20 protein-coding genes are annotated in these 21105 nt (G+C 58.0%); 7 read left to right on the top strand and 13 right to left on the bottom strand.

The window, feature by feature from the left end; all coding sequences use genetic code 11:
• The first annotated feature begins 22 nt into the window (after positions 1–22).
• The 3 genes from xseA to C7436_RS03480 all read left to right on the top strand — a co-directional run bounded on the left by xseA (position 23) and on the right by C7436_RS03480 (position 3913).
• Positions 23–1402: an exodeoxyribonuclease VII large subunit gene (xseA, locus tag C7436_RS03470; protein WP_121206726.1), complete on the top strand. Its 1380-nt coding sequence runs from the start codon at positions 23–25 to the stop codon at positions 1400–1402.
• A 62-nt stretch (positions 1403–1464) separates the two neighbouring features.
• Entirely contained in the window at positions 1465–3390 is a 1926-nt protein-coding gene (locus C7436_RS03475; protein ID WP_264673077.1) for a propionyl-CoA synthetase, read from the top strand.
• Positions 3391–3703: 313 nt separating this feature from the next.
• Positions 3704–3913: a cold-shock protein gene (locus tag C7436_RS03480; protein ID WP_011785214.1), complete on the top strand. Its 210-nt coding sequence runs from the start codon at positions 3704–3706 to the stop codon at positions 3911–3913.
• Between the two features lie 100 nt (positions 3914–4013).
• Here the strand turns inward: C7436_RS03480 and leuA are convergent, their stop codons facing one another.
• Positions 4014–5708, bottom strand: coding sequence for a 2-isopropylmalate synthase (leuA, locus tag C7436_RS03485; protein ID WP_121206727.1), 1695 nt, complete (start codon positions 5706–5708; stop codon positions 4014–4016).
• Positions 5709–5850: 142 nt separating this feature from the next.
• Between leuA and C7436_RS03490 the strand changes: the two genes are divergently transcribed.
• Positions 5851–6348, top strand: coding sequence for an Lrp/AsnC family transcriptional regulator (locus tag C7436_RS03490; RefSeq protein WP_121206728.1), 498 nt, complete (start codon positions 5851–5853; stop codon positions 6346–6348).
• On the opposite strand, the gene C7436_RS03495 is transcribed toward C7436_RS03490, so the two are convergent.
• A complete protein-coding gene (locus tag C7436_RS03495; RefSeq protein WP_121206729.1) occupies positions 6336–6959 on the bottom strand; it encodes a TetR/AcrR family transcriptional regulator in 624 nt (207 codons plus the stop codon). The genes C7436_RS03490 and C7436_RS03495 overlap by 13 nt on opposite strands.
• A gap of 126 nt (positions 6960–7085) precedes the next feature.
• On the opposite strand from C7436_RS03495, the gene C7436_RS03500 reads away from it, so the two are divergent.
• On the top strand, positions 7086–8819 hold the full coding sequence (locus C7436_RS03500; protein ID WP_121206730.1) for a proline--tRNA ligase: 1734 nt from the start codon (positions 7086–7088) through the stop codon (positions 8817–8819).
• 65 nt (positions 8820–8884) lie between these two features.
• On the opposite strand, the gene murB is transcribed toward C7436_RS03500, so the two are convergent.
• The 9 genes from murB to C7436_RS03545 all read right to left on the bottom strand — a co-directional run bounded on the left by murB (position 8885) and on the right by C7436_RS03545 (position 17750).
• Positions 8885–9916, bottom strand: a complete 1032-nt coding sequence (gene murB, locus C7436_RS03505; protein WP_121206731.1) for a UDP-N-acetylmuramate dehydrogenase — start codon at positions 9914–9916, stop codon at positions 8885–8887.
• Positions 9913–10392 carry a low molecular weight protein-tyrosine-phosphatase gene (locus tag C7436_RS03510; protein WP_121206732.1) on the bottom strand — a complete coding sequence of 160 codons (480 nt, stop codon included), beginning with the start codon at positions 10390–10392 and terminating at the stop codon, positions 9913–9915. The genes murB and C7436_RS03510 overlap by 4 nt, the downstream gene beginning before the upstream one ends.
• On the bottom strand, positions 10385–11170 hold the full coding sequence (gene kdsB / locus C7436_RS03515; RefSeq protein ID WP_121206733.1) for a 3-deoxy-manno-octulosonate cytidylyltransferase: 786 nt from the start codon (positions 11168–11170) through the stop codon (positions 10385–10387). Before kdsB ends, C7436_RS03510 begins: the two co-directional genes overlap by 8 nt.
• Positions 11171–11191: 21 nt before the next feature.
• Complete coding sequence (locus tag C7436_RS03520; protein WP_011785222.1) at positions 11192–11380, bottom strand: Trm112 family protein; 189 nt, start codon at positions 11378–11380, stop codon at positions 11192–11194.
• Positions 11373–12434 carry a tetraacyldisaccharide 4'-kinase gene (gene lpxK, locus C7436_RS03525; protein ID WP_121206734.1) on the bottom strand — a complete coding sequence of 354 codons (1062 nt, stop codon included), beginning with the start codon at positions 12432–12434 and terminating at the stop codon, positions 11373–11375. The genes C7436_RS03520 and lpxK overlap by 8 nt, the downstream gene beginning before the upstream one ends.
• Positions 12431–14200, bottom strand: a complete 1770-nt coding sequence (msbA, locus tag C7436_RS03530; RefSeq protein WP_121206735.1) for a lipid A export permease/ATP-binding protein MsbA — start codon at positions 14198–14200, stop codon at positions 12431–12433. The genes lpxK and msbA overlap by 4 nt, the downstream gene beginning before the upstream one ends.
• Entirely contained in the window at positions 14200–14625 is a 426-nt protein-coding gene (locus C7436_RS03535) for an ExbD/TolR family protein (RefSeq protein ID WP_014421240.1), read from the bottom strand. The genes msbA and C7436_RS03535 overlap by 1 nt, the downstream gene beginning before the upstream one ends.
• Before the next feature lie 5 nt (positions 14626–14630).
• Positions 14631–15257, bottom strand: coding sequence for a MotA/TolQ/ExbB proton channel family protein (locus C7436_RS03540; protein WP_014421239.1), 627 nt, complete (start codon positions 15255–15257; stop codon positions 14631–14633).
• Between the two features lie 72 nt (positions 15258–15329).
• Entirely contained in the window at positions 15330–17750 is a 2421-nt protein-coding gene (locus C7436_RS03545; protein WP_121206736.1) for a DNA internalization-related competence protein ComEC/Rec2, read from the bottom strand.
• Between the two features lie 83 nt (positions 17751–17833).
• Between C7436_RS03545 and C7436_RS03550 the strand changes: the two genes are divergently transcribed.
• Positions 17834–18379: a DUF2062 domain-containing protein gene (locus C7436_RS03550; RefSeq protein WP_022991069.1), complete on the top strand. Its 546-nt coding sequence runs from the start codon at positions 17834–17836 to the stop codon at positions 18377–18379.
• Here the strand turns inward: C7436_RS03550 and C7436_RS03555 are convergent.
• A complete protein-coding gene (locus tag C7436_RS03555; RefSeq protein ID WP_022991068.1) occupies positions 18367–19065 on the bottom strand; it encodes an ABC transporter ATP-binding protein in 699 nt (232 codons plus the stop codon). The two genes, C7436_RS03550 and C7436_RS03555, sit on opposite strands and share 13 nt — an antisense overlap.
• Positions 19058–20302, bottom strand: a complete 1245-nt coding sequence (locus C7436_RS03560) for a lipoprotein-releasing ABC transporter permease subunit (RefSeq protein ID WP_014421235.1) — start codon at positions 20300–20302, stop codon at positions 19058–19060. Before C7436_RS03560 ends, C7436_RS03555 begins: the two co-directional genes overlap by 8 nt.
• A gap of 154 nt (positions 20303–20456) precedes the next feature.
• Between C7436_RS03560 and C7436_RS03565 the strand changes: the two genes are divergently transcribed.
• Positions 20457–21041: a PilZ domain-containing protein gene (locus C7436_RS03565; RefSeq protein ID WP_121206737.1), complete on the top strand. Its 585-nt coding sequence runs from the start codon at positions 20457–20459 to the stop codon at positions 21039–21041.
• The last annotated feature ends 64 nt before the right edge of the window (positions 21042–21105 follow it).

A 21105-nucleotide genomic window follows, 5' to 3' on the forward strand; every position in this document is an offset into this window, starting at 1 on the left:
CCATCTCTTTCGGCTATTGCTTATGAATAATCCTGGAGCCCGCCCTGTGAGCACCCCCTACCCGGACACCCGCCCACGAGCACTCACAGTCAGTGAGCTCAACCACCAGGCGCGCCACCTGCTGGAATCAAGCTTTATGCAGGTCTGGGTGGAGGGAGAACTCTCAGGCTTTTCCAGACCCTCGTCAGGGCACTGGTATTTCTCACTCAAGGATCAGAAATGCCAGATCCGCTGTGCCATGTTCCGTGGCGCTAACCAGCGCATACGCACCCTGCCCCGGGAAGGTGACCAGATCCGGATTCGCGGCAAGGTGACCCTGTACGAGAACCGCGGGGATTTCCAGATCATCGTGGAACACCTCGAACCCGCCGGGCTGGGCGCCCTGCAGCAGGCTTTCGAGGCCCTCAAAGCAAGACTCCAGGGCGAAGGCCTGTTTGACCGGGCCCGAAAGAAACCGATTCCCGCCACGCCCAGACATATTGGCGTGGTTACCTCGCCAACTGGCGCCGCCATCCACGATATTCTGACGGTACTCAAGCGGCGCTGCCCGGCTATTCCGGTCACGCTCTATCCCACCGCCGTCCAGGGCCAGCCGGCCACCGCAGATATTGTCCAGGCCATTGCCCGGGCGCAGCAGCATGGTCTGGCCGATGTCCTGATCATCGGCCGGGGCGGCGGCTCCCTGGAAGACTTGTGGTGCTTCAACGAAGAAGCCGTCGCGCGGGCCATTGCCGCCTGCCCCATCCCGACCGTCAGCGCCGTTGGCCATGAGGTCGACGTTACCATTGCTGATTTTGTCGCGGACTTGAGAGCCCCCACGCCGTCGGCCGCCGCTGAGAAGATCTCGCCCGACCAGCAGGACTGGCTCCGTCGACTGACCGAGCAGCAGGGGCGTCTTGGCCAGTCTGCACGCCGCTTATTGCAAAGGCTGGATAACCAGTTGGGGCACCTGTCTGCCCGGCTCCGGGATCCTCGACGGGAACTACTGGAAAAGGCGCAACGCATGGATGAGCTTGAGCTGCGGCTGAACAAGGCGATCCGTGACAGACTGGACCAGCAGAAGCAGAAAACCGATTACCTGCTTCAAAGGATGAGCGCACAATCCCCACGCCGAACCCTAAAAACGGTAAGAGAACAGACCCAACGTCTCGAGGAACGCCTGACACTCGCGACCCGTCACCAGCTACGCCAAAAAGACGAGCGATTACAGCACATTGCACAAACCCTTCATGTTGTCAGCCCCCTGGCCACCCTCGGAAGAGGCTACGCCATCGTCAAAGACGACAATGACCGGATCGTTCGCAAGGCTGGTGATCTGGAAACTGGCAGTCAGATTACCGCAAGACTTGGTCATGGCTCGGTGTCCGCCCGGGTGACAGAGATCAATTCTTCGAGCGAATAGAGCCGCAGAGCCTGGCAACTACGCCTATGGTCTACTAGCCCCGGATTTCAAAGCTCCTAAAGTTGTCGATAACAACGATAAAACAACAACACGGACAACCGAGGTGGAGCACAATGAGCTACAACTCCGAATTTCGCCGGTCCATTGACCAGCGGGATGATTTCTGGCGTGAGCAGGCGCAGCACATCGACTGGATCAAAGCCCCGAATACGATCTGGCGCGCCCTCGATAACGGCCATGGCGAATGGTTTCCGGACGGTGAGCTGAACACCAGCGACGTAGCCCTGGACGCCAATATCCGTGCCGGCCGCGGCGACCAGAAAGCCCTGATTTATGACTCCCCGGTCACCAGCACCAAACAGTCATTCACCTACAACGAACTGCGTGATGAAGTTGCCCTGTTCGCCGGCGCCCTGCGTGCCCGCGGAGTAGAAAAAGGTGACCGCGTAATCATCTATATGCCGATGATTCCTCAGGCAGCCATCGCCATGCTGGCCTGCGCCAGGCTGGGCGCAGTCCATTCGGTGGTCTTCGGCGGTTTTGCAGCACACGAACTGGCCGTTCGCATTGAAGATGCCAAACCCAAGGCACTGATTACCGCCTCCTGCGGCATCGAAGTTACCAAGGTGATCGAATACAAACCGCTGGTAGACAAGGCTATAGAGCAATCCAGCCACAAACCGGACGCGTGCGTGGTATTCCAACGGCCACAGGTCAAGGCAACCATGCAGGAAGGCCGAGACTTTGACTGGAACGAGATCGTGGCCAACGCCACCCCGGCCGAACCGGTACCCGTCAAGGCCAACGACCCGCTTTATATTCTCTACACCTCCGGTACCACCGGAAAACCCAAAGGCGTAGTCCGTGACAACGGGGGCCACGCCGTTGCCCTCACTTACAGCATGAAGCTGGTCTACGACGCCAAACCCGGAGACGTTTACTGGGCGGCCTCAGATGTTGGCTGGGTGGTAGGCCACAGTTACATTGTTTATGCACCGCTCTTTACCGGCTGTACCACCATTTTTTACGAGGGCAAACCGGTAAAAACCCCGGATGCCGGCGCATTCTGGCGCGTGGTCCAGGACCACAAGGTCAATATGCTGTTTACCGCGCCCACCGCATTCCGTGCAGTGCGCAAGGAAGACCCGGAAGCAGATCAGTTGAGCCGCTACGATGTTTCCTCCCTCAAACGGATTTTCCTGGCCGGAGAGCGCCTGGATCCGCCCACCTATGAGTGGCTGAAGGAGCACACCGGGCTGCCAATCCTTGATCACTGGTGGCAGACCGAAACCGGCTGGGCCATTTGCTGCAACCCGGTCGGCATTGAAATGATGACTACGAAACCCGGCTCTGCAACCGTGCCCTCACCCGGCTTCAACGTTCAGGTAGTGGACATGGAAGGCAGCCAGGTACCAGCAGGCGAACAGGGCCAGGTTGCAGTCAAACTGCCATTACCCCCGGGCTGCCTGATGACCGTATGGGGCGACGACCAGCGCTTCCAGAACAGCTACCTCAAGCCAATCCCTGGCTTCTACAGCTCCGGCGACGGTGGTTTTATCGATGATGACGGCTATGTCTTCATCATGGGGCGGACGGATGATGTAATTAACGTCGCCGGGCACCGGCTCTCTACCGGCGAGATGGAAGAAGTCGTTGCATCCCATCCGGCGATCGCGGAATGCTGCGTAGTGGGCGCTCATGACGATATGAAGGGTCAGATTCCGGTTGGCCTGGTGCTGATCAAAGATGGCGCCACCATTGACCAGGATGAACTGGAGGAGGAGCTGGTAGAGATGGTTCGCGAGAAGATCGGGGCTATTGCCTGTTTCCGCCGGGCCATCGTTGTTGACCGTTTACCCAAAACCCGCTCCGGCAAGATCCTGCGACGTATTATTCGCCAGATTGCCGATGGGGAGGAGTACACGGTACCCAGCACCATCGACGACCCGGCCATTCTGGAAGAAATCAGCGAGAAATTCGGTCGCTGATCAAACCTCCATCCGCTGAGCCAAAGAACACCCGGGGCGCTCTTGATCAAGAGCAGCCCCGGGTTTCACCTTGATTACAACTTATTGTTTTTTATCAATTAAAAAACACTTACTGATCATAAAAAAAACAATTGACGCCTTTCAAAGTCGGTCTATACTGAAAATTGCTGTGTACTTCTGCAGCGTTATTTGGCGAATGCGTTACAACGTCCTGCCCTTGGCTTTTCGTTGCCCCTTCCTCAGTGCGCTCCGGATGTCCCAGCTCGAAAGAAGGTCCCGTGAGGGAAAATTATCAGTAAGACAGGAAAGATCGATGTCCGATACCAAAACCGGCCACGTGAAGTGGTTCAACGAATCCAAGGGCTTTGGCTTCATCGCCCAGGAAGGCGGCAGTGACGTTTTCGTTCACTACAGTGCAATCAACGCAAACGGTTTCCGTACTCTGGCCGAAGGTCAGCAGGTGCAGTTCACCGTAACCCAGGGCCCGAAAGGCCCGCAGGCCGAAAACGTAACACCGCTTTAAGCTGTTATGTCAGCGTCCTGATGCCCCTCACGGGCAGAAACAAGAAAGGCCGGCAGTCCCTGGATTGCCGGCCTTTCTGTTGGTAGAAGGGATTATCCGCTCAGACAGTTTCTGCCGCTTCTGCAGAAACAGACTCGGACCGGCTACCATCGAGCACCTGAGCTACAGCCGAGAACAGGGCCTGCAATGTCGCCGAGGTAGTATCCTCCGCCAGGGCTGCCGCGCTGCAGTGCCTGCCATTAGCTGTCAGCCGGATACACGCCAGAGCATTGGCATTGGTACCTTCGCCCAGCGCGTACTCATCATAGGCTTCGACCGCCACCGAGACCCCAAACTGCCTGGACAGTGCGTCGGAAACCGCCTCAACGGCTCCCAGCCCTCGACCTTCCAGGGTAGCCGGAGCCGCATCGCCACCGACGACCACTTCGGCCCGCACACCATTGTCATCCCGATGCAGGTCGTAGGAGCGAAGAGCCCAGTCGCTGTGTACTTTCAGATAACGCTCTTCAAACAGACGGTGGATAGTATGTGAATCGATCTCTCCACCATTGGTTTCAGCTTCGCGCTGGACCACCTTGCTGAACTCGATCTGCAGCCACCGCGGCAGGGTAATATCGTAGTCGCGCTCAAGTACGTAAGCGACGCCGCCTTTGCCGGACTGACTGTTGATACGGACCACTTCCTCGTATCGGCGCCCGACATCGAACGGGTCGATGGGCAGGTAAGCCACGTTCCAGGCATCGCCCTCTTTCCGACGGGAGAGACACTTGCGAATGGCGTCCTGATGGCTGCCGGAGAAAGCGGTAAAGACCAGCTCACCAGCATAGGGATGACGCGGATGAGTGGAAATTTCGGTGCACGCCTCCACCACTTCGGTGATTTCGGCCATGCCGGACAGATCCAGGGTAGGGTCAATCCCCTGGGAATACAGGTTCATGGCCATGGTGACCAGGTCCATGTTACCGGTGCGCTCGCCGTTGCCCATCAAGGTACCTTCCACCCGGTCTGCACCCGCCATCACCCCAAGTTCGGCAGCTGCCACCGCGCAGCCCCGGTCATTGTGGGTATGCAGGCTGATGCTGATGTGCTCCCGGTAGCGAATATTGTCACAGATCCACTCCACCTGGTCTGCGAACACATTGGGCGTTGCCATTTCAACGGTCGCCGGCAGGTTAATGATGACCGGCTGGCCCTGGTCCGGGCGCCAGACATCGTTGACGGCATCAATCACACTGGCCGCAAAGTCCAGCTCCGTACCGGTAAAGCTCTCCGGCGAATACTGGAAGGTCCACTCCGTGTCCGGATAGCGGGCAGCGATATCCCTCACGATAGTGGCGCCACGTACCGCGATATCGCGAATACCTTCCCGGTCGAGACCAAACACCTGTTCCCGCTGCACGGTCGAGGTGGAATTGTAGACGTGCACAATCGCCCGCTTGGCGCCTTCAAGTGCCTGATAAGTCCGTTCAATCAATTCCGGGCGAGCCTGGGTCAGCACCTGGATTTTCACATCATCCGGGATCCGGTTTTCTTCGATCAGCTTGCGGCAGAAATCAAAGTCCGGCTGGCTGGCTGCCGGGAAACCGATTTCGATCTCCTTGAAACCCAGCTTGACCAGCAAATCAAACAAGCGCTGCTTCTGGGCAACAGACATGGGTTTGACCAGGGCCTGGTTGCCGTCCCGAAGATCTACAGCGCACCACGCCGGGGCTTTCTGGATAACCTGATCGGGCCAGCGACGGTCTTTCTTGGCGACCGGCTGGAAAGCAACGTATTTGCGATGGTCAAAAGCCATGATGAAAATTCCTTCCGAGATCAGACAGTGATTGGAACACACACAGTGTAAAGGCTGGGCCGAGCTATTTGGTTGCCATTTTCTGGCCGCACAACCAAATAATGCCATATAATTCCAGAAAACCGCCAATAAGAGACAGAAAATGCCCGATACAGAGAAAACGCTTATCAAAATTGACAAGCTCGACCGAAAAATACTCGAACAATTGCAAAAAGACGGCTCCCTGACCAATCAGCAGCTGGCCGAGAAGGTTGGGCTGTCCCCCTCTCCCTGCCTGCGCCGGGTTCGCGCCCTCGATGAGGCCGGCATTATCGTGCGGACGGTCACCATTCTGGATCACAAAAAACTGGGACTGTCGCTCACGGCGATTATTCTCATTGGCATGGACCGGCATACACCAGAGCGCTTTGCTGCGTTTGAGGAACAGGTGGGAGAATACCCGGAGGTTCAGGAGTGTTATCTGATCACTGGTCAGAGCGCGGATTACATGCTCAAAGTGGTCGTGCCGGATATGGACCACTACCACCACTTTCTGTTGAACCGGATAACCCGCATTCCCGGTGTCAGTGGTGTTCACTCCAGCTTTGTTCTTCGGCGCGTCATCGACAGCACCGCCCTGCCGCTGGGTTATCTGTCCTGAGCCACCAGGTTGTCCAGATAGGCACGGGCCATGGCTTTCATTTCCTGCACCAACAGCACGCCCTGCTCGTCCGGGAGGGTGGCCGCCAGCCGAAGAATCGTGCCGGCGGAACGGGGTAACAGCAAACTGGCTGTCCAGCGGCGATCTGCCGGCAAATCGGGATACTCCTCCTGCAGGCGGGCATCCAGATCCCGGGCATTGCTGTAGAGTTCGCGAAGATCCAGCTCCCTCAGTTCCGGCATGGCTTCCACGCCGCTCCAGATGGCGGAATAGGCAGGCTCGGTTCGGTAGAAGTCATAAAACAGATCAATCAGGACATCCACTGCATCGCTCAGGCTCAGTTGAGGCAGTTTGGCCCGCAACGCCTGTTCCATCTTCTCGACATGCCCCTCTGCGATGGCGTGAACGATCGCTGCTTTATTGGGGAAATAGCGATAAAGCGATGCCAAAGACATGCCGGACTGGCGGGCAATGGCAGACATACTGGTACTGTCGACGCCCTGCTCGTGAAAGATCCCGGCGGCATGGTGCAGTATGGTGTTCACCCGTTCCCGGCTGCGGGCCTGAACCGGGCGCCGGCGGGGTGACACATCGATGGATTCGTCAGTCATTATCTGTACCTTGTGATGCAGGCTCCGTACAATAACGCCCACTCTACGACAATGAAAGGCTGTGGCGGGCATCCCGCCTTGCCAATTAGTCTGACTCCCACTTTTCTGATGACAGCGGAAGACACGATGCGAGCGAGCCGTTACCTGATAGCTACCCAGAAAGAGACCCCTTCCGACGCCGAGATTATCAGCCACCAGCTGATGCTGCGTGCGGGCATGATCCGTAAACTGGCCGCCGGCCTCTATACCTGGTTGCCACTGGGGTTGCGTACCCTGCGCAAAGTAGAGCGAATCGTCCGTGAAGAAATGGACAAGAGCGGTGCCCAGGAAGTTCTGATGCCGGCGGTACAACCCGCCGAGCTGTGGCAGGAATCCGGGCGCTGGGAACAGTACGGCGGTGAACTCCTGCGCCTGAACGACCGCCATGGCCGGGATTTCTGCTTCGGCCCCACCCACGAGGAAGTCATCACTGATCTGATCCGGAACGAGCTGAAAAGCTACAAGGAGCTACCGGCCAATTTCTACCAGATCCAGACCAAGTTCCGCGACGAACGTCGCCCCCGGTTTGGAGTGATGCGCGCCCGCGAGTTCATCATGAAGGATGCCTACTCCTTCCATCTGAACGCGGAATCCCTGGATGAAACCTATAAGGTCATGCACCAGACCTACTGCAACATTTTCGATCGGCTGGGGCTCGACTACCGTCCGGTACAGGCGGACTCCGGTTCTATCGGCGGAAGTTCATCCCATGAATTCCACGTCCTTGCCTCCTCTGGCGAAGACGCGATCGTGTTCAGCACCAGCGGTGACTACGCCGCCAACATCGAAAAAGCCGAAGCGGTGGTACCAGCCGGTGAGCGCCCTGCCCCCGGCGAAGATCTGAAAGAGGTCCATACCCCGGGCCAGCGCACGATCGACGCCGTTTCCCAATTCCTCGGCATGCCGGCTGAGCGCAGCGTGAAAACGCTGCTGGTGAAAGCAGAAGCGGATGAGAATGGTGAATCCGGCCTGGTGGCATTGATTCTGCGTGGCGATCACACCTTGAACGAGATCAAGGCCGAGAACCTTCCCGGCATTGCCGAGCCGCTGACCATGGCAACCGACGAGGAAATCGAGAAAGCCATCGGCTGCAAGCCAGGCTCCATCGGCCCGGTCAAGCTGCCGGTACCGGTTATCGTGGATCGCAGCGCTGCCCACCTGGCAGACTTTGTCTGCGGTGCCAACAAGGATGACTATCATCTGACCGGCGTGAACTGGGGGCGTGATGCAGAGATCAGCCGCGTGGAAGACCTTCGCAATGTGGTCGAGGGCGATGCCAGCCCGGACGGTAACGGCACACTGGAGATCCGTCGTGGCATTGAGGTTGGCCACATTTTCAAGCTGGGCAACAAGTACAGCAAGGCCATGAACGCCTCGGTTCTGGATGAACACGGCAAGACTTCGATTATGGAAATGGGCTGCTATGGCATTGGCGTTTCGCGCATCGTGGCCGCGTCCATCGAACAGAATCATGATGACAAGGGCATCATCTGGCCAGACGCCATCGCGCCGTTTGAGGCGGCCATTGTCACCCTGAATGGTCATAAATCTCCGGTGGTGGCCGAAGCTGGCGACAAACTATACGAACAGCTTCGCCAGGCCGGTTACGATGTCCTGCTGGACGACCGTAACGAACGCCCGGGCGTAAAGTTCGCCGATATGGAGCTGATCGGTATCCCCCACCGCTTCGTGGTCTCAGAACGCGGCCTGACCGCCGGAACCCTGGAATACAAGGGTCGGCGGGACGAGGAAAAACAGGATATTCCGGTTGATGAGGCCCTCTCGTTCCTGGTAAAGGCGTCGCCCAAAGGCGGCCTGTAACCCTGAACCAAATTCACCGGAAGGCTGTTCCCGGCCTTCCGGTGTCTTGACGACGTCTCCGCAGATCAGGCGTTGCCCACAATCCCCGGTTCCATCTCCAGCTCAACGCCGAATTTCTCAAGCACAGACTGGCGCACGTCATCAGCCAGGGACAGCACATCCTGGCCGGTTCCACCGGAATGATTGATCAGTACCAACGCCTGGCGGTTGTGAACCCCGACCCGACTGTTGCGAAACCCCTTCCATCCGGCCTGGTCAATAAGCCAGGCTGCCGCCAGTTTGACCTGACTATCCGCGGGATAGGACACAACATCCGGAAACCGGGCCTGAAGCTCCCGAAACTGAGTCAATCCTATAACCGGGTTTTTGAAGAAACTGCCCACATTCGGCAATACCGCAGGATCCGGCAGTTTGCGATGACGGACAGCCATCACGGCCTCGGCCACCGCCAGGGGTGTTAACTCAGCCTCGTTAACGTCGCCAAAGTAATCCTGAAGATCCCGATAGCCGATATTCAAAGACGCATCGCGGGACAACCGGAGCCGGATTTCAAGAATGATGTAGCAGCCCGGCCGGTGCTTGAACAGGCTGTCGCGATAGCCGAACTCGCAGGCGCTTGCGGGCAGGTTTTCTACCTCCAGAGTCTGGCGGTTCAGTACCGTGACACTCTCCAGACAGTCACACAACTCGGTGCCATAAGCCCCGATGTTCTGTACCGGGGCGGCGCCGGCCGTGCCCGGGATCAACGCCAGGTTCTCAATCCCGCGATAACCGGAACGGGCGGCATAAAGCACAGCCTCGTGCCAGTTCTCACCGGCTTTCAAGACCAATACCGCGCCGTGGTCGTCTACCTGCTCCCAACTGCGGCCACGCAATGCCATCCGGATGACCAGGCCGGGATAATCGCCGGCAAACACCAGATTACTGCCACCGCCAAGTACCAGAACGGACTGTTCGTGGTTACAGGCCCAGGAAAGCGCCTGTTTGAGCTGCACCGCGTTTTCGACTTCAACCAGGTATCGGGCCGTTGCAGGCACAGCCAGGGTATTCAACCCCTGAAGGCTGGCCCGCTCCTGAATCTCCAGAGCCTGACTCAAGCCAGCCGCCTCCGGATTTCTTCCAGAAGGCCGGAACTGGCGTCGTGAATCAGATCAAGCACGTGCTCAAAGCCATCCTCTCCGCCGTAGTAGGGGTCCGGTACCTCGGCCAGCCGAGAGCCGCCGAAGTCCAGAAACAGTCGGGGTTCGGTACCGCCATTCTGGTGCCAGACCTCACGAACGTCGGCGAGATTAGACCGATCCATCACCAACACATAATCAAACTGATCCAGATCTTCCGCACGGAACTGGCGGGCGCGCAGGTCGCTGATATCGATACCTCGGCGCGCCGCGGCAGCAGTTGCCCGTTCGTCCGGGGATTTACCGATATGCCAGCTGCCGGTGCCGCAGGAATCAATATCCAGTCTGTCGAACAGGCCATGCTCCTGGGCGAGGTGACGGAAAACTCCCTCGGCACTGGGAGAGCGACAGATATTGCCCAGGCAGACAAACAGCACACTTACACGATCAGCCATGGGAACCCCCTCTTTCCATCAGTGCCCGCAGACGGGCCAGATCCTCTTCGGTGTCCACCCCCGGAGCCGGCGGCCGGTCCGCCACATCCACATGAATAAGAGCGCCATTATAAAGTGCCCGCAACTGTTCCAGGGATTCCACCCGCTCGGTGGGGGCCGGCAGCCAGGTGACGAACTCACTGAGCACACTGGCACGATAGCCATAGATACCAATGTGCCGGAAATAGCCAATGCCATCCGGAAGGTCCACATCCTGGGTAGCCGCCCCCGCGGGCCAGAAGTCTCTGGCCCAGGGAATCGGTGCCCGACTGAAGTAATGGGCCATGCCCCGGGCATCGAACACCACTTTCACGACATTGGGATTGAAAACCTGACGAGCATCGTGAATCCGCTCGCACAGTGTTGCAATGGCGGCCTCCTGGTACTGTTCAAGGTTATCGGCGACCTGATTGATCAGTTCCGGCGGTATCAGAGGCTCGTCCCCCTGAACGTTGACCACACGATGGTCCGGATCCAGCTGCAGCTTTCTCGCCACTTCCTCGAGACGGTCTGTGCCACTGGCATGATGGGGCGAAGTCATGATGACTTCGGCACCAAAACCGCGACACGCCTCTTCAATACGGGCATCGTCGGTCGCGACCACCACGCGGCTTGCGCGGCTCTCATTGGCCCGCTCACAGACATGCTGAATCATCGGCTTGCCGGCAATCATGGCCAGAGGCTTGCCGGGCAAACGGCTGGAGGCATAGCGGGCGGGAATGACAACGGTAAATGACATGGTTGCGTCCTGCGGGGTGACTCAGTGTTTGTCGAGGCGCTCGTCCGTGCTGAGGGTGCGGGCTTCAACCGCCAGCATAACCGGAATCCCCTCACGAATGGGGAACGCCATGGCATCCTGGTAGCAAATCAACTCGGTACGGGCGTCGTTGAGCTTGAGCTCTCCCTTGCACACCGGGCAGGCCAGCATGGCCAGCAGTTTCTTATCCATGGTTCGATTCCTCGCTGATATCAGTTTGCAACTGGCCAGAGCTGGCTCTGAGCCGTTCCAGAAAATGCTGTTCAAAAGGTTCCGACAACCGGGCCTGAACCGTCAAGACCCAGGCGTTGTCCGGTGCAAAGCCATGGCACTTCACCGCATCCTTGGCCGTCATCACCAACCATTCAAGAGCACCGGATGCCAGGTCTTCGGGGCGAAAATGATGATGGTCGGGAAAGGGAACTTCATTGACGTGAGCGCCAAGGTTCCGGAGGGTCTCGAAAAATCGACCGGGATTACCAATACCCGCTACTGCCCGTACCGGCTTGCCTTTGAGCTGCTCCGGAGACAGGGTCTCACCGGAATTCAGGTTCACGAGAGCCGAAGGCACCAGCTCCATGGCATGAATCTCCGGATGATCAACGCCGGCAAAACTCTCTATGGTCTCGCCGGCCTCCGGAAACTCAGCTCCGTTAAGAACGACAAAGTCGACACCGTTCAAGCGCTCAACCGGCTCCCTCAGCGGGCCTACCGGAATGATGGCACCATTTCCGGTACCGCGCCGGGCATCGAATACAGCCAGTTCGATATCCCGGGGCAGGCGGTAGTGTTGCAGGCCATCATCACAGATCAACACATCGCCCAGGCCATTCTCCAGCGCCCAACGGGCCCCTCGACAGCGATCCGGGTCCACTATAACGGGGCATCCGGTGGCCCGGGCCAGCATCAGGGGTTCATCACCACAGACACCCGCCGGGGTCCCGTCAGCGACCAGCAAGGGATACTGAGAACTCTTACCACCGTAGCCACGGCTGAGAATCACCGGTTTCCAGCCGTGTTGATTCATGCACTGAACCAGACTGGCAGTAAGAGGCGACTTGCCGGTGCCGCCAGCGGTGATATTGCCCACCACCACAACCGGCACCGGCAGCGATTCATTGCGCGCATGCCAGGCCTTTCGGCGTCTGGACTCAGACACCGCCCGATACAACCAGGCCAGTGGTGTGAGCAGGGCAAGAGGTCTGCCCTGCCCGTACCAAAGCCGGTCAACCAGGCTGGTACTCATGCGTGCTCGCTGAACTGAATCTGATGCAGCTGGGCGTAGGCACCCCCCGCAGCCAGCAGCTCTCCATGACTGCCGGATTCGACAATGCGGCCATTATCCATGACCAGAATTCGGTCGGCTTTCTCAATGGTGGATAGCCTGTGTGCGATCACCAGAGTGGTACGGCCCTGCATAACCGTTTCCAGCGCTTCCTGAATATGGCGTTCGGATTCCGTATCCAGCGCCGATGTCGCCTCATCCAGAATGAGAATTGGGGCGTCTTTGAGGATGGCCCGCGCAATCGCAAGACGCTGGCGCTGGCCACCGGAAAGCATCACACCATTGTCGCCAATCATGGTGTCGAGCCCTTCCGGCATACGGTTGATAAACTCGAGCGCGTGGGCCTTTTCAGCCGCTTCCATAATTTCTTCCCGGCTGCAGTCGCGCAGGGAACCGTAGGCAATGTTGGCGGCGATGGTATCGTTGAACAGCACCACGTTCTGGTTCACCAGAGCAATCTGGGCACGCAGGGACTGAAGCGAAAACTCCTTCAGTTCATGGTCATCAATGCGGATAGCTCCCCCGGTGTACTCGTAGAAACGGGGTAACAGGCTAACCATGGTCGACTTACCACTGCCTGACCGGCCCACCAGTGCAACGCTCTGGCCGGCTGGAATATCGATGGTTATCCCTTCAAGCACATTGTCGAGCTGATCCCGGTATCGGAAAGACACCTGGTCAAATGTGATGTCGCCTTTGACCCGCTGCGGGTTGTAGGAGCCTGGGTCCTCTTCCGGCTTTTCATCCATGGTCTCGAACACATCAAACGCAGCCGCCACACCCTTCTGAATCTTGGCGTGCACGGAAGTGACCTGGCGAATGGGCTTGGCCATCGTCGTCGCCGCGGTGATGAACGCAATCAGCTGACCAGTCGACATCTCACCCCGAATCTCCGGCGCAAGCATGGTCCACACCAGCGCGGCGATAGCAAAAGCCACCAGCACCTGAATGACCGGGACACTGATCGCCTGAGTAGAAGCCATTTTCAGGCTCTGTTTCAGGTTACGGGCACTGACCTCACGAAACCGCTCCCGTTCATAATCTTCGCCTCCGAAGGTGCGCACCACCCGGTATCCGGTGATCGACTCGGAGGCCACATGGGTGATATCGCCCATGGAACCCTGAATACGCTTACTGATTCGACGAAACCGTTTGCTGGCATAATTCACGACCAGACCAATGACCGGACCGGCAGTAAGAAAAATCAGGGTCAACTTCCAGTTGGTGTACAGCATGAAGCCGAGCAGACCCAGTATGGTCAGCCCTTCGCGAAGGGTGATAGTCACCGCATTGGTCGCAGCATCCGCGACCTGCTCAACGTTAAAGGTGAGCTTCGAGACCAGACGCCCGGATGCGTTCTCATCATAGTATCGGGACGGTAAAGACATCAGGCGATCAAACACATCGTTGCGTAAGGCGTTGATCACGTTGCGCCCAACGTAGCTGATAAAATACTGGCTGAAAAACGTACCAACGCCTCTGAAGGCAAAAACACCCACAATCAGCCCGGTCAGTAACATCCGGTTCTGGTCAGACGGATTCTCAATAGCCGTGATCACATATTCCATCGCCGCGGCCATCCCGGTGGATGCAGCGGCGTAAATGATGTTTCCGAACACGGCGAGGGAGAACGCAAACCAGAAAGGCTTGACGTACTTGAGCAGGCGTTTGTAGGTGGTCCAGCTACCGGCAGGTGGCGTCTTGAGCGGCTCCGGCCTTGTCTGCATCACTGGCTTTCAGCCTCCCGCTCTGTGGTTATGCTCAGCTTGGCAAACCCCAGGCGACCGGCAACATCCATGGCCCGCACCACAAATTCATGGGGGGTTTGGGCGTCTGCAGTGATGATGAACGGCAGGCTGTTGTCGCCTTCGGCCAGCTCACTGACGCCACGCTCGAGGGTTTCCCGGCGATTGTTAACCAGTGGTCGGTCGTTCAGAAAGTACTGGCCCTCGGCATTGATCACCACATCAATCTGCCGGACCTCAGACGGAGCTGCCGGCTCTGCACTGGCTTCCGGAAGCTCCACCTGCAGATGACTCTCCCGGGTAAATGTGGTCGACACCATGAAGAAAATCAGCAGCAGGAACACCACATCAATCAGTGGCGTCAGATCTACCCCGACTTCCTGGCTTCGTTGGCGCTTGAACTTCACGGCGTTCAGGCTCCTTCAACGTCGATTTCGCGGTCTCCGTGGACCACTTCCACCAGTTTGATGGCTTCCTGCTCCATGTTGACCACCAATTCGTCTACGCGACGAATGAAATAGCGGTGACAGATCAGAGCAGGAATCGCGACACTCAGGCCAGCCGCAGTGGTGATCAATGCCTCGGAAATGCCACCGGCCAGGTTGCCGGCATTGCCGACGCCGGCCAACTGGATTTCGGCAAACACTTTGATCATGCCGATAACGGTACCCAAAAGGCCCAACAGTGGCGTGATTGTGGCGATAGTGCCCAGGGGATTCAGAAAACGCTCCAGCTCGTGGATAACCTGGCTGGCCTCGTGTTCGATGCTTTCTTTCATGATCTCGCGACCATGCTTGGCGTTGATCAGGCCGCCGGCGAGAATCCGGCCAAGTGGCGAAGATGCCTGCAAGGCTTTCAGCTTGCGACCGTTAAGCTCTTTTTTCTTGATCCAGCGCCAGAGTTCGTTAATAGACTGCGGGGGCGCAACCCGAGAGGCCCGCAAGGTCCAGATTCGTTCCAGAATGATGGCAAGTGCCAGGATGGAACAGGCAACAATGGGCACCATCAGGATGCCACCGGCTTTCAACAGCTCGAACACGCTTGATCTCCCTGATTAGTTACAAGCCGCGCTACTTTAGCATAGCTGCCGGTGCAGGCCACACCCGGATTGTCACGGTATTTTACATTCACTCCTGGCAAGCCCCGGAGACGCTATCCAGAAAGGCTGTGTCTGCCAGAGCTCACTTATAAGCAGGCCTGAATCTGCGAACCTGAGTGTGATCTGGCCGGAGCAGGCCGTGTTCAACGGCACGGCACCACTGGCTCGGTACCGACCGGTTACTTCCGGATGCGGATGCCCGAAATGGTGCCGGTAGCCCGCCGTATAGATCACCTGATCCGGCGCCACCGCCTGTACCCAGCTTGTTGAAGATGAAGTTTTGCTGCCATGGTGTGGCGCCAGCACCACCCGCTGCGCAACGCGGTTCTCAAGCCACTCTGGGCCGCCGCCACCGAGCATCAGTTGCTCAACCTTCCGGCTGATGTCCCCGGTCAATACGAAATCGCTGTTGCTGGACGGGTCGTACACGCGTATCACGCACGAAGCGTCATTCCCGTCCGCAGGCAACGGATTTTGCCACAGCGACATCACCAGACCCGGCCACCGCATATTCCCCGGGCGACAATCTTCCACCGTCGCCGGCACGCGCCCGGCAATAAGAGCAGGCTCTCCGGAAATCACCCTTTTGATCGCGAAGTGTTCAGACAACGTCTCGAGACCGCCGGCGTGGTCATTATCAGCATGGCTCAAGACCAGCAGATCAATAACCTCGACGCCCATTGCCCGGAGATTCGGAACCAGCACCGAATCGGCGGCGGAGTAGACGCCCGCAACTTCCGGCCCGGTGTCATACACCATCACCCGGCCACCGGCGCGAACCACAACCGACAGCCCCTGCCCCACATCCAACACCCGGACTTCAGGTGCCCGTGCGACGGAATTGCCTGCTCCCGTACCTGACCAGGGAACACTGAGCAACAGGAAGGTAACGCCCAGCAATGCCCGCCATCGCCAGTCCCTCCAGCGAATCCCCCAAAGCGCCAGCAACGCCAACCCCGCTGCCAAAGGCAGTGGCAGAGGCTGCATCTGCCCTGCCGGGAACCGGGCCACCAGCTCCAGCCACCACCATAGCGCCCCCAGGACAAGGTCAAACCCGGCCAACACCCAGGGCAGGAGCCCCCCCCCGGAAAGAACGGCGATGATGGACCCCAGGAACAGTACCGGCATGACGGCAAAGGACACCCAGGGCACCGCCAATAGATTGGCCGCGAAGCCTGCAAGAGGTTGGCCCTGATGCACCAGCATCAACATTGGCCACAACCCGAAAAAGACCGCCAACTGGGCTATCAACAAAGCCGATAACCAACCCGACGAACCCAGACGCCCTGAAAATACCGCCAGCAGCACCCCGACAGCGCCAAAAGACAACCAGAAACCCTGGTCCAGAGGCGCAAACGGATCCATCAGAAGCACCACTGCCAGAGCCAGCACAAAGGGCCGCCAGCCGCTCTGTTGTCTTGCCTTGAGCACATACCAGCCGCCGGCAACCACCATCACCAGGGCCCGTCGGGTTGGTACGGTAAAACCGGCCAATAGCGAATAGACAAGGCAACTGAGCACAACCACCAGAAAAACCAGAGAACGCCGGCCCTGCTCACTCAGACAACCAACCGGCAGCAACAGCAAGCCCCAGCGCGCCAACAGACCAACTCCGACCGCCACCAGACCGAGATGCAAACCAGAAATAGCCACCAGATGAATGGTGCCGGTTGACTTGAGTACCTGCCAGTGATGATCTTCCAGAGAACCCCGGTTACCCATTAGCAGAGACGCAATCAGGGGGTAGTATTCCGCTTCACCAAACCAACGCTGCAACTTCTTTGATGCTCGCCAGTGCCAGGCGTGGTACTGACATTGCAGTGCGCATGACAGCTCCGGTGCCACAGAGACCTGTTTGACAGAACCGGTCGCCCGATAGCCGTGACGGAACAACCAGTCTTCGTAGCGAAACCCCTCTGGATTCAGGTTGCCGTGAGGACGCTTGAGAGAAACCTCCAGTGTCAGGCGATGGTCGGGTAGACTGCGCCCCTCCCTGCCATACCAGGATAGGCGCAGGACGCGGGGCAAGTTGTTATCTACCGACACGCCAGGTGCCTGCCAGTGCAGGACACAGAATCCGAATCTCAGACTGTCAAAGCTTCCCGGCGTCGGCAAATCACAGAGATAGCCGGAAACCACAATGCGCTTGGTTTCCCACTCCGAAGGCAGGCGCTCGGCCAGTCTCATATCGGCATTCCAGCCGGCCCAGACCAACCCCAGCGTCGCAGCAACCACCACGGGCCCGAGCCTCTGTATGCGCTGGTATCGACAGGCCATAGCCAGCAACATTAACCCAACCAGCACAAACAGCCATGGATATGGTGGCAAGGTTGCGAGCCGATACAGTAAGATAACGCCGCAAGAGAAGGCGAGAATGCTGGCGAGTCCAACACCGAGCCTGCTGACCCGGTTGGAAACTGGGTTTTCGGACAATCCTTGTCCTCCGATTTTCGATAGCGCTGGCAGCCTCTGGGCTCCAGTGATTACTCAAAGCCAGGAAACAGGCCGAACTTCCTATGCCGAAGAAGTTCATGAAACGGTATTTGCCCACCCCTGAAAAGGTGCAGTCGATGCAATCGCTGCGTTTTCTGGGCGATATCCTCCATGAACCCAACCTGTGGCACATCAACCGGCACTGTGTTGCCAGGGCCTTCCTGGTGGGCGTCTGGTTCTGTTTTATTCCGATGCCTTTCCAGATGCTGGCAGCCGCATTCTGCGCCATCTGGTTTAACGCCAACCTGCCTTTATCCGTGGTTCTGGTCTGGATCAGCAATCCGCTGACCATGCCCCCGATGTTCTACTTCAATTACAAGGTGGGGGCCTGGATACTCAATCGGCCCGTTCTGGCGTTCGAATTCGAGCTTTCCTGGGACTGGATCAGCCACAGGTTGATCGATATCGGCGTGCCGTTGTACCTGGGTTCTCTGGTTCTGGCCACGGTGACCGCCTGCGTCGCTTACCTGATCATCCAGTATCTATGGCGCCGCAAGATCCGCACTGAATGGCAATTACGGCGTCGCCAGCGCAACAAGCGAACGCCCGCGAGCAATCAGGCCTCCTGAACCAATCGCCCCTGCTCCAGTCGCAGTACCCTTCCCAGGCTCCGGGCCATGGTCATGTCGTGGGTAACCATGATGAATGACGTCCCGGAATTATCCCGCAGGTCGCCGATCAGGGCACGGATACCCTCCCCTGTGTGCTCATCCAGATTGCCGGTAGGCTCATCCATCAACACACACTCCGGACTGTTAACCAGCGCTCTGGCTATCGCTACCCGCTGACGCTCACCACCGGACAACTCGCCGGGTTTGTGCCTGAGCCGCTCACCCAGCCCCACCCGTTGCAGCAGTTGCTCCGCCTTCGGGCGGGCCTGCCTGGGTGGCATGCCGCCGAGCGCGCAGGGCAACATGACATTCTCAAGAGCGGTAAATTCCGGCAGCAGATGATGGAACTGATACACAAACCCCAGGTGCTGATTCCGGAACCGCGCCCGGCCTGCTTCCGATAGCTGATGAATATCCTTGCCACAGATCCGGATATGCCCGGACGAAGGGCGATCCAAACCGCCCAGCAGGTTCAGCAAGGTGGTTTTCCCTGCCCCGCTACTGCCCACAATGGCAACCGTCTCGCCGGCCTTAACCTGAAGTGAGATGTCCGAGAAAATCGTCAGTGTTTCCGGCCCTTCACTGTAGGTGCGGGTAACCTTCTGACAATCAATCACCAGAGATGTCGTCTGCCCGTCACTCATAACGCAATGCCTCCGCCGGTTCGACCCGCGACGCACGCCAGGCCGGATAAATAGTTGCCAGCAGGCTCATGGCAAGGCCCGCACCGCTGATAATCAGTACATCCTGCAACTGGAGCTGCGACGGCAGGTAGCTGATAAAATAGACATCAGCGCTGAGAAACTGATGCCCCAGTGCCGATTCAAGCCACGAAATAAAGCCACTGATGTTCAGGGCACCGAAGATCCCCAATGCAGTACCTGTGAGCGTGCCAAACACACCAATCACGGCACCCTGGATAATAAAGATCCTCATAATGCGCCCGGGCGTGGCGCCCATGGTTCGCAGGATGGCGATGTCAGCGGTCTTGTCGGTCACCACCATGACCAGCGTTGACACAATATTGAAGGCCGCCACAGCCACAATGAACATCAACAGCAACCCGATCATGGTTTTTTCCATGCGAATTGCCTGAAACAGGTTGCCGTGGGTGCGGGTCCAGTCCGATACGTAATAGCGGCCTCCCAGGGTCCGGGCAACATCATTGACAACTTTGGGCGCCGCAAACAGGTCATCCATTAAAAGCCGGATACCCTCCGCGCGGCCACCGGTACGCATCAAACGCGCCGCATCATCCATATGAATCAGCGCGTAGTTCCCATCAAGCTCGGCACCAACGCTGAAAATGCCCTTGACGGTAAAGCGCTTGAGTCTGGGCAACACGCCGGCCGGCGTTACCGAAGCTTCGGGCAATACCACCGTGAGTTTATCGCCTACCCCCAGTCGAAGGCTGTTTGCCATCAACCGGCCAATGATGATTCCGAATTCCCCGGACCGAAGCTCCTCAAGGCTGCCTTCGATGAAATGGTTCTCGATAATCGAAACGCTGGCCTCCTGCTCCGGCAGGACACCGTTGAGCATCACGCCCCGGACGTTACCACCACCGGTTACCATGCCCTGCCCCTGGATAAAGGGAGCGGCCGCCAGCACTCGCGGGTAGGCTTCAACCTTCTGGTCAATCTCCTGCCAGTTCTCCAGGGGACCGGAAGCCCCCTGAATCGTGGCATGAGGCACCATCCCAAGAATGCGCTGCTTGAGTTCGCGATCGAACCCGTTCATGACCGAGAGCACGATGATCAGTACCGCAACGCCCAGCATCAGGCCAATCATTGAGGTCAGGGAGATAAAGGAGATGAAGTGATTACGTCGTTTGGCGGCGGTATATCGCAGGCCAATATAAAACGATAAGGGTCTGAACATGTAGGGGTGCCTGTCGCTACCTTGCGGTCCGTCGATTATTGAATCCCCGCTGGCCTCGATCATTACCTGGCCCGGAGATTTGCCAGGCCTCTTACCAGCCGTCGGGAAACTGCTAAACTTCTCTATAATCAATAAAAACCCGTCCGGAGACAGGATGCCAAGCCAGAATAAAACGCCACCGAGCGGAGACAGCCAGCGGGAGCGCCGGGAGTTCTTCCGGATAGACGACCGTATCGGGCTTGAGGTACGCCGCCTGGACGACGCCCATCCCGGCGACGATCCGTTCAATAACTCTCCACTGGAAGCCCTGAAAGCCGAGTTCCGGAGGCTGGACCAGGACGTACGTGCACACCTGGCAAGCCTGGCTGAGCGCGACCGCCTGCTGGCCGGGCTGGTCAAATCCCTGAACAGCAAGGTCGACACGCTGGCGCGCATTATCGCCTTTGAGCAAAATCCGTTGCAACCGGAGGACTGGCAGGATGTAACCCTGAGTGAGGGCGGGCTCTCATTCCGCTGGCCGACAGCAACCTTTGGCGCGGGTGACCGACTGGCCATTCGGATGACTCTACCACCAGAGCTATACCAGCCAAGAGCCATTGCTGAAGTACTGGATACCGAGCACGACAACCAAGGCGGCACACGGGTTCACACGCTGTTTGTTGAACGGGATGACAGCGACCGTCAGCAAATTGCCCGGCATGTGATGCGTTGGCAGATTCGGCAACGCCAAAAAGAGTAAGATACTGAAAAAGTGCTGACTTTTGCTAAGCTTTTCGGGATATTACGTTTTATTCATCTGCCGC

The organism is Marinobacter nauticus (genome assembly GCF_003634635.1).
Classification (GTDB): Bacteria; Pseudomonadota; Gammaproteobacteria; order Pseudomonadales; family Oleiphilaceae; genus Marinobacter; species Marinobacter nauticus.

Coding starts and splice junctions, on each gene's coding strand:
- xseA (WP_121206726.1), top strand. CDS start 23: ATGAATAATCCTGGAGCCCGCCCTGTGAGCACCCCCTACCCGGACACC.
- C7436_RS03480 (WP_011785214.1), top strand. CDS start 3,704: ATGTCCGATACCAAAACCGGCCACGTGAAGTGGTTCAACGAATCCAAG.
- leuA (WP_121206727.1), bottom strand. CDS start 5,708: ATGGCTTTTGACCATCGCAAATACGTTGCTTTCCAGCCGGTCGCCAAG.
- C7436_RS03490 (WP_121206728.1), top strand. CDS start 5,851: ATGCCCGATACAGAGAAAACGCTTATCAAAATTGACAAGCTCGACCGA.
- C7436_RS03495 (WP_121206729.1), bottom strand. CDS start 6,959: ATGACTGACGAATCCATCGATGTGTCACCCCGCCGGCGCCCGGTTCAG.
- C7436_RS03500 (WP_121206730.1), top strand. CDS start 7,086: ATGCGAGCGAGCCGTTACCTGATAGCTACCCAGAAAGAGACCCCTTCC.
- C7436_RS03510 (WP_121206732.1), bottom strand. CDS start 10,392: ATGGCTGATCGTGTAAGTGTGCTGTTTGTCTGCCTGGGCAATATCTGT.
- kdsB (WP_121206733.1), bottom strand. CDS start 11,170: ATGTCATTTACCGTTGTCATTCCCGCCCGCTATGCCTCCAGCCGTTTG.
- C7436_RS03520 (WP_011785222.1), bottom strand. CDS start 11,380: ATGGATAAGAAACTGCTGGCCATGCTGGCCTGCCCGGTGTGCAAGGGA.
- lpxK (WP_121206734.1), bottom strand. CDS start 12,434: ATGAGTACCAGCCTGGTTGACCGGCTTTGGTACGGGCAGGGCAGACCT.
- msbA (WP_121206735.1), bottom strand. CDS start 14,200: ATGCAGACAAGGCCGGAGCCGCTCAAGACGCCACCTGCCGGTAGCTGG.
- C7436_RS03550 (WP_022991069.1), top strand. CDS start 17,834: ATGCCGAAGAAGTTCATGAAACGGTATTTGCCCACCCCTGAAAAGGTG.
- C7436_RS03555 (WP_022991068.1), bottom strand. CDS start 19,065: ATGAGTGACGGGCAGACGACATCTCTGGTGATTGATTGTCAGAAGGTT.
- C7436_RS03560 (WP_014421235.1), bottom strand. CDS start 20,302: ATGTTCAGACCCTTATCGTTTTATATTGGCCTGCGATATACCGCCGCC.
- C7436_RS03565 (WP_121206737.1), top strand. CDS start 20,457: ATGCCAAGCCAGAATAAAACGCCACCGAGCGGAGACAGCCAGCGGGAG.